Source organism: Prosthecochloris sp., assembly GCA_015482705.2.
Classification (GTDB): Bacteria; Bacteroidota; Chlorobiia; order Chlorobiales; family Chlorobiaceae; genus Prosthecochloris.
On sequence record JADMLA020000036.1, the window covers coordinates 1 to 8,248 of the forward strand.

Below are 8,248 nucleotides of genomic sequence, written 5' to 3' on the forward strand. Positions count from 1 at the left end.
CAGATCGAGCCGATCGTCGTGACCGATCCGAACGATCTTGAAGAGGCGTTGCTCGATACGCTCGATGTAGTGCCAATTACCGGTACGTTGCAGGGGTCGTTCGGGGCCGACGGCGGATATGTTCATTCGATCATCATCGGTGGAGTCACCTATACCTACAATCCTTCAGGCGGTGGAAGTATCAGTTCAACAGGTACGTTCGTCTTCGATACCACAACCAATACCATGATGGTCGAAACCGGTGAAGGAGGGGAGCTGAGCGTCGATATGGATACAGGAGAGTACTCGTATACCGCTCCGCAGGGAATTACAGCAATGGTCGACGATGTGTTCCAATACAGGTTTGCCGACAATGATGGCGATGTTAGTGACACCGGAACGGTAACCGTTACGCTGGTTCCTCCTGGTGGCACTGATATCATCGAGCAGATCAATGAAGTCGACTCTTTTGGGGTAAATGGAACTGGTTCGACGCTTAACGGAGGTGTCGGTGATGACTTTCTTGTAGGAGGTACCGGAGCCGATACGCTTAACGGGGGAGCCGGTGACGATATTCTCAATGGTGACGGCGGCTATCAACCATATACAAGTTGGGGTTATGTCTCAAGCGCATACTTTACCGATACGGTCAACGGTGGTGATGGCAATGACAGGGTTATCTATGACGGCCGTGATACAGTTGACGGCGGGGATGGTCTGGATACCCTGATTCTGGAAAAAGACCTCGATATCAATTTTAATACAAATCGCAACCTGTCGAATATCGAGGTGATCGATCTAACCTACGGACCAGGTAGTGATTCTATCTTTCTGGAAGATGTGTATGGTTACGAAGATATGCCGTATTACAGGCTGTATGACGGTGATCATCGTTTAACGAATATCAACGCAGCGGATGTGCTCAATATGACCGATGCCGATAATGAGCTCTACATTCTTGGCGACAGTGGCGATTATGTCGAGTTCGATGGTTTTACGTTATCAGGAACAGCCTCGGCGGATGTGTATAGCGACGGAACCGTTACGGCATTCAACGTGTATACCGGGGGAGGCGCAACGGTTTATGTCGATCAGGATATCACGGTTTCCTTGTAAGACAACCAACAGGAAAGAAAAAGTTTACAGCTATGTATTGCATCAACTTAAAAAATAGAGACCATATCATGAACACTCCCAGAAGAAGAAGTAGTATGCTTCTGTTATTTGTTGCTTTGCTGCTGAGTACAGTGCCCGATAAACTGCAGGCTGAGCCGGTGAGCGGAGCGGTGGAGAAGTCGATCAACACAAACCCTGAAGTCCAGGCAAGCTGGCATGCTTTCATGGACGTTTATGAAGAGCAGGGTGTTGCCCGTGGCGGTTATTTTCCCACCCTCGACGCTACAGCGGATATTGGCCGCGAATGGCGCTGGCGTGACGGAAGCCGGACGGAAGATTTCTGGCGCAAAGGTATTCGGTTGGAGGTGCGTCAGATGTTGTTTGACGGTTTTTATACGAACAGTCAGGTCTGCCGTGTGAAACGTTCGAGTCAGGCAAGGTACTTCGAGTTTCTGCAGTCTCTCGAGAGTGCAGGCCTGGAAGGTCTTCGTGCCTATGCCGATGTCATGAGGTATCGTGACCTGGTGGACATGGCTCACCAGAACTACGATTATCACCAGGAAATCTATGAGCAGATATCAAAGCGTGTACAGTCCGGTGTGGGGGCCAAGGTGAATCTGGAACAGATCGAGGGACGTCTGGCGCTTGCGAGTTCGAACCTTATGACGGAGCAATCGAACCTGCACGATGTCAGTGCACGCTACCAGAGGATTGTCGGAGAGTTGCCACCGGACCACGTTGAGGATTTCTCTGTAGATATTACAGGGTTACCTTCAACGGTGGGAGAAGCCCTGCCTTTGGCCTATCAGCAGAACCCGTCGTTTCTTGCAACGCTTGCGGATATCGAGGCTTCCGAACAGGCAGTACGGGTGCAGCAGTCGAAATTTTATCCACGCTTCGATATTCGCGCCTACCATGACTGGAGCTGGGACGAAGATGGTATAGATGCCTATGAACGCGAAGCGGCAGTTGAGTTGTTGATGACCTACAACATATTCAACGGCGGATCTGATCTTGCTGCCGTGAAGCAGTATAAAATGAAGAAACTGCGATCGATGGACATTCGTGAAAGAGTTCGCAGGGAGGTTCGTCAAACGTTGGAAATAGCTTATAACGATAAGTCGGTGCTGGCATATCAGGTCGAGTATCTTGACCAGCACAGGGAAAATGTGGCCAAAGTACGTGTGGCATACCGCGATCAGTTCAATATCGGAAAGCGAACATTACTGGACCTTCTCGATACGGAAAACGAGTACTTCCAGGCTCACCGGGCTTATACGAATGCTTTTTATGACTTGAAGATAGCCGATGCAAGAGCATTGGCCGGCATGGGTCGTTTGCTGCAAAGTATTGGAGTGGTTCGTGAAGACTTACCGACACAGGAAGATCTCGAGTTGTGCGCGGTTCCCGTTGCAGCACTAGGTTCCTCGTCTTCTGGCTCCGAGCTGACACAACCGGTAAGTGCGGTCCCAATGGATAAGTGATTACAGGGCTGGCCAACTTTTGAAATCGATGTTGTTTCGTGTGCTTTGATTTTTGTGAGTTTTCCTTGTTTTTTTACTTGGAAAACTCACTTTCATATGCGTGTTTCCACTGTTCTCCCCTTTGTCCATATAATATATAATACCGTTGTTCAGAGATGCTGTACGTCCGTAATGGATGGTTTTCTGTCGGGCCGATACCAGGCTTGGCAGCATAACGGCTTATAACAAGACAAGAAAACAGGAATCTACTATACGTTTTTTTTGTTATGTTTTGCTGTTGATCAAGGTATAATAAGCAGATAAATAGAATGCAGCAGGAGAAAAGCGCTCAAGTTACGCAGCAGAATTTGCCGAAGGAGGGGAAAAAAACACATGATCCGCTCGTTGAGTGCTTGATTGTTATAGCGAAGTCTCATGAATTGCCTGTTGAGCGGGATGTTGTTGTTGCCGGACTGCCCCTCGATAGCAAGGGATTGACGCCTTCTCTTTTTACCCGAGCTGCTAAAAAGGCGGGTTTCAGCAGTCGTATTGTCAGTTTGCCGCTTGCTGGGCTCAATTCAGCGCTGTATCCTGTGATACTTCTCCTGAAAGAGAACGATGCTTGCGTTCTGCATCGACTCGATGTGGATTCAGGAAAAGCGTTTGTCTCTTTTTCTGAATTAGGTGACGCTCCGGTCGAGCTATCAATCGAGGAAATCGATTCACGATTCACCGGAACCGCGATCTATATACGTCCGGAGTTTCGTTATGACGGCAGAACTCCAGAAGTTCGCAACCTGAAGCGCCGTCATTGGTTCTGGAGCGTTATCGAGGAAAACAAACCACTCTACAAGGATATTCTTGCCGCGGCGGTCATGATTAACCTGTTTGCTCTGGCGATGCCCTTGTTTATCCGAAATGTCTATGACAGGGTGCTGCCGAATCTCGCAGTGGAGACGCTCTGGGTGACTTCGGCGGCGGTTCTTCTTGCGCTTGGGGGGGATATAGTTCTCCGTCTCATGAGGGTTTATTTTATCGACCTCTCTTCAAGCCGGGCTGATGTAAAACTTTCATCATCGATCATGGAGCAAGTGCTTGGTTTGAGACTGGAGCACAAGCCGGCTTCTGTGGGTTCGTTTGCATCGAATCTGCAGGCTTTCGAATTTGTCAGAAACTTCATCACCTCTTCAACGATTGCGGTTCTTGTCGATCTGCCATTTGCCTCGCTGTTCATTATTGTCATTGCGCTTATTTCCTGGCCACTGGTTATTCCTGTTCTGCTCGGTGTGGCTGCTGTTTTTCTCTACGCAATGACCGTTCAGGGAAAGATGCATGACCTTACCGAGCAGTCCTATCGTGTGGGTGCGCAACGTAGTGCAACGCTGATCGAGGGGCTGACGGGCATTGAAACCATCAAGGCGGTCAATGCCGAGAACAGTTTTCAGGCACGATGGGAAAAGGTTGTTGCACGTTTGGCCAAGGTCGGCGAACAACTGCGTTTTCTTTCTGCTTCGGTCTCGAGCGGGGCGTATATGGTGCAAACCATCGTATCGATTCTCGGTTTCATTGTCGGTGTCTATCTGATTTCTTCCGGCAACCTCACGATGGGCGGTCTGATTGCGGTGTATATACTGACATCACGGGTGATGTCTCCGGTCAGTCAAAGTGCGGCTTTGCTGGTGCAATACCATCAAGCTGAAACGTCGCTGACTTCATTGAACACGATTATGGAACTGCCGGTTGAACGCCCGGTTGATGTCGGTTTTGTTTCGCGAAAATCTTGTCAGGGTAATATCGAGTTTCGAGATGTGCATTTTGCTTATCCGAATCAGGAGCGGGAGGCTCTTTCAGGAGTTTCGTTCCGAATTCGGCAAGGTGAACATGTTGCCATACTGGGACGAATCGGTTCCGGAAAAACAACCATCGAGCGTTTGATTGCTGGGCTTTATCAGCCGAAAAGTGGAACGGTGTTTATCGACGGCATTGATATTCGTCAGGTCGATCCTATGGAACTGCGTAACCATATCGGCTATGTTTCGCAGGAAGCCATGCTTTTTTTTGGTTCACTTCGTGATAACATCACGCTGGGATATCCTCAGGCAAGTGACCAGGAGGTTTTACGGGCGGCATCAATAGGAACACTTGACCAATTTGTCGACAAACACCCTCATGGATTCAACATGCAGGTCGGTGAGCGAGGTGAGTTTCTTTCGGGTGGCCAGCGGCAGGGGGTGGTTATTGCCAGGGCTGTGATCAACGATCCTTCGATTCTGCTCTTCGACGAGCCTACGTCGCAAATGGATAACACGACGGAAGGCATTTTTAAAACGCGTTTCGAGCAATATGTTCGCCAAAAAACCGTATTGATCGTCACTCATCGGACATCACTTCTCAATCTTGTTGACAGAATTATTGTTATGGATGGAGGAAAAGTGGTTGCCGATGGTCCTAAGGAGAAAGTTCTCGACGCTTTGAAGAAAGGGCAGATCAGGAGAGTGGAAACATGATCGATCCCCGGACAAAAGATGGATTTGAACGACTTGGGGGGTTCATCCGGGAGATGGGTGACAAGGGGCGTGTTTTTGTTGACCGTTTCTTTGACCGGTGGATTCCCATGGAAGAGGAGGAGCGGGCTGACTGGACGGAAGATGCCGAGTGGGCAAAAATGCAGCAAGAGCCGGTCAGAGCACGTGCGGTGCTGAAAATAATGGGAATTACTGTTTTGCTTTTTCTTTTCTGGGCAATGGTTGCACCTCTGGACGAGGTAACAAGAGGGATGGGTAAAGTGATCCCTTCTTCACGGCTCCAGGTCGTCGAATCACTTGACGGGGGTATTCTGGAAGAGATAAGGGTTCACGAAGGCCAGGAAGTGAAAGCCGGTGACATACTGATGCGGATAGATCCCACCCGTTTTACATCTTCTTTTCAGGAGAAAGAGTACGAAGTGCTTGGCCTCGTTGCGAAAGAAGCTCGCCTTCGTGCTCTTGCGGAGGGTATATCGTTAGAACTGCCAGAAAGGAAGTTGAACGATGTTCCACAAATTGTAGAGCATGAAAAGTTGCTTTATGAAGAGAGTCTGAAAGAGTTCAACGCCCAAATGGCAATTGTCAAGGAACAGCTTTCTCAAAGACATCATGAGCTTGAAGAGGTTGAAGCGCGATTGGTGCAGGCTGAGCGAAGCTATGCCCTTGCATCGCAGGAACTTGCAAAAACAGCACCACTGCTTTCGAGTGGTGCTGTTTCAGAGGTCGAAGTGATACGGCTGAGGCGTGATGTAGCCAATGCCAGGGGCGAGAGAGATGCAGCACTGGCAAGAAAAGCAACCCTCGAACGCATGCTTGACGAGGCTAAGGAAAAAGTGAAGGAAGTTGAGCTCAAAAGTCGAAATGAATGGCGAAAAGAGCTGGAGTTGGTACTTGGAAGGATTGCCAGTTTGAGCCAGGGGACCAAAGGACTTGCCGACCTTGTTGAGCGTACGGAAATCAGGGCGCCTGTCCGCGGGACCGTTCAGAGAGTATACATCAATACGATTGGAGGAGTTGTCAAGCCGGGAGGCAGGGTGGCCGATATCGTGCCGCTTGGAGACAGTCTTGAGGTGGAAGTGAAAATTTCTCCCAAGGATATCGCCTTTCTTCATCCTGGACAACAGGCATTGGTGAAGCTTACCGCATACGAGTTTACGATATACGGTGGTATGCATGGTGAAGTATACCATATAAGCGCTGACACGGTCAGTGATGAAGAAGGGCATACATTTTATCTTGTGCGAGTCAAAACTCCTGTGACAGCGATAAAAGAGGGACTTCCTGTGATTCCTGGTATGATGGCTCAAGTCGATATCATGACCGGCAAACGAACAGTGTTGACGTATTTGCTGAAACCCATTCTTCGGGCAACATCGAATGCAATGAAAGAGAGATAGACCGTGAATTGTGGATACATGGTATTGTATTGTCTCGATGCTCATGTATACTGTTTTTATATGCAAAATTGCAATGTTTCAATTCCTATTTTGCTAGGATTCTGTTCTATGGTATCTTTTCTTTATGTTCTTTTATAAAATACGAAGGACAGAAGGTAGTATATTTGTCCAGGCTAAGTCTTATCATGAGTTGTACAGGGAAAAGGTTGTTTTTACAGGCCTTTTCATCATTACCACATAAGCTGTACAGGTTTTCCTGCTGTAGTTTTTTTGTAGCGTAGTATTGGTATGTGCCATTTTTACAGTATAACTGTAGGGATAGCGTGTTTACATATGTGCGCAATAATACGGTGGGCCGGTTTGTTATCCCTCCGGTTCTCGGTGCCCCCTGATTTCCGTTGTTTTTCGATTACATATTTCGCGGTGTTATAACCACAGTGAAGAGAGTACGTCTTTTCTCGATAAAGATTGTTACAAGATCCCTTCGATTCTGTGTTTGCAACTCTTGGTAGAAAAACTGAACTGAAAAGTTTTTTTCAAGTGGAGGATAATATGGATAAGCCCATTGCAACTGTACTTACTGTAACCGGTACTGTTTATGTACGTTCTCTAAATGGTGAAATTCGTCTCCTGAAACCTGGTGATACGGTATATGAAGGGGATGTTGTTCTGACAAAAAGTGATGGTAGCGTAGAGCTTCGGCTTATCGACGGTGAGGTTCTTTATGTCAGGGAAAGCCAGACTGTCAATATGGTTGAAGATCTTTCCGGGAAGAAGCAGGAAAAAGACTCTGCAGAAAAAACCGATGAGGATGCCAGAGAAAACACAATAGACGCCAAAGAGGGACAGGATAGCAGCCAGGTTGTCGGGGAGCAATCCGATTATCCTCACGGATTTATTCGTATTGAACGTCTTCAAGAAGCGCTCGATGCTCCGGATTACCGTTTTGTTTCAATTGTAGGCACCTATGAATCAACGCTGAACGGAAGAACCGGAAATCCAGATCCATATTTTGAAGGTCGTGCGACACATAATCCACGAATCGAGTTCACAGTGGCTCCGGTTGATCCTATAGAACGGGAAGCTGTCATAAGGTTGTTCAGGGAGTTCGAGGTGAGAAAGCGTACCGATACTGAACCGGAAATCGGAAACCCTGAGAACACGCTTATCGATGAAGATGATTTGTCGCCAAACGGTAATGACCAGTCTCAGGAGCCGTTAGATAGAGGCTCTCTTGATGTGATTCCGGGAAATGAGGGAGTCAATACGTTTTTTGACGGTAATATTCCTCCTGTGGGTCTTGAGTCAGCAGGTGAAGAGGTGAAATATTATGTTTCGCCTGATGGTTATACTCTTATCGGGTATACCGGTGATCTTTCTCCAGACGGTGTTCCAGCCCAGGAGCAGAAAGTTTTTGAAGTCGTTATAAACGATCCTACATCGGAGGATGGAAACCAATCATACACATTTTTCCTTCTTGGGCAGCTCGATCATCCTGAAGCCGATGGCGAAAATCAGCTGGTACTGACATTCAACTTTACCGCTGAGGATAATGATGGGGATTCTGCTTCTTCGAGTTTTGATGTGACTGTTATCGACGATATTCCGGTTGCTGAAGATGCGGTCGAAGAGGGTTATGTGGAAGAAGAGTCGTTACCGGGGGGTAATGATGACAGTGACGATGTTGCGGGCATCGATGGTGATGGTGACGGTAACAACGGTGTGTGGTCGAGCAGCGTGTCGGGTTTGTTTTCGATCGGTGCGGATC

Annotated in this window: 4 protein-coding genes and 1 pseudogene; all 5 read left to right on the plus strand. The window is 48.0% G+C overall.

Features of this window, described 5'->3' with window-relative positions; genetic code table 11:
* Positions 1-1,095, plus strand: a pseudogene (locus QZ209_RS08380) (hypothetical protein); the annotation flags it as partial.
* Positions 1,096-1,190: 95 nt separating this feature from the next.
* Positions 1,191-2,579, plus strand: coding sequence for a TolC family outer membrane protein (locus QZ209_RS08385; protein ID WP_294346895.1), 1,389 nt, complete (start codon positions 1,191-1,193; stop codon positions 2,577-2,579).
* Between the two features lie 308 nt (positions 2,580-2,887).
* Positions 2,888-5,065 (plus strand): type I secretion system permease/ATPase, encoded by a 2,178-nt coding sequence (locus tag QZ209_RS08390; RefSeq protein ID WP_294346897.1) that lies wholly within the window; start codon positions 2,888-2,890, stop codon positions 5,063-5,065.
* Positions 5,062-6,480 carry an HlyD family type I secretion periplasmic adaptor subunit gene (locus tag QZ209_RS08395; protein ID WP_294346900.1) on the plus strand — a complete coding sequence of 473 codons (1,419 nt, stop codon included), beginning with the start codon at positions 5,062-5,064 and terminating at the stop codon, positions 6,478-6,480. Before QZ209_RS08390 ends, QZ209_RS08395 begins: the two co-directional genes overlap by 4 nt.
* A gap of 552 nt (positions 6,481-7,032) precedes the next feature.
* Positions 7,033-8,248 (plus strand): retention module-containing protein (locus QZ209_RS08400; protein WP_294346902.1); only part of this gene is annotated, 1,216 nt, incomplete at its 3' end.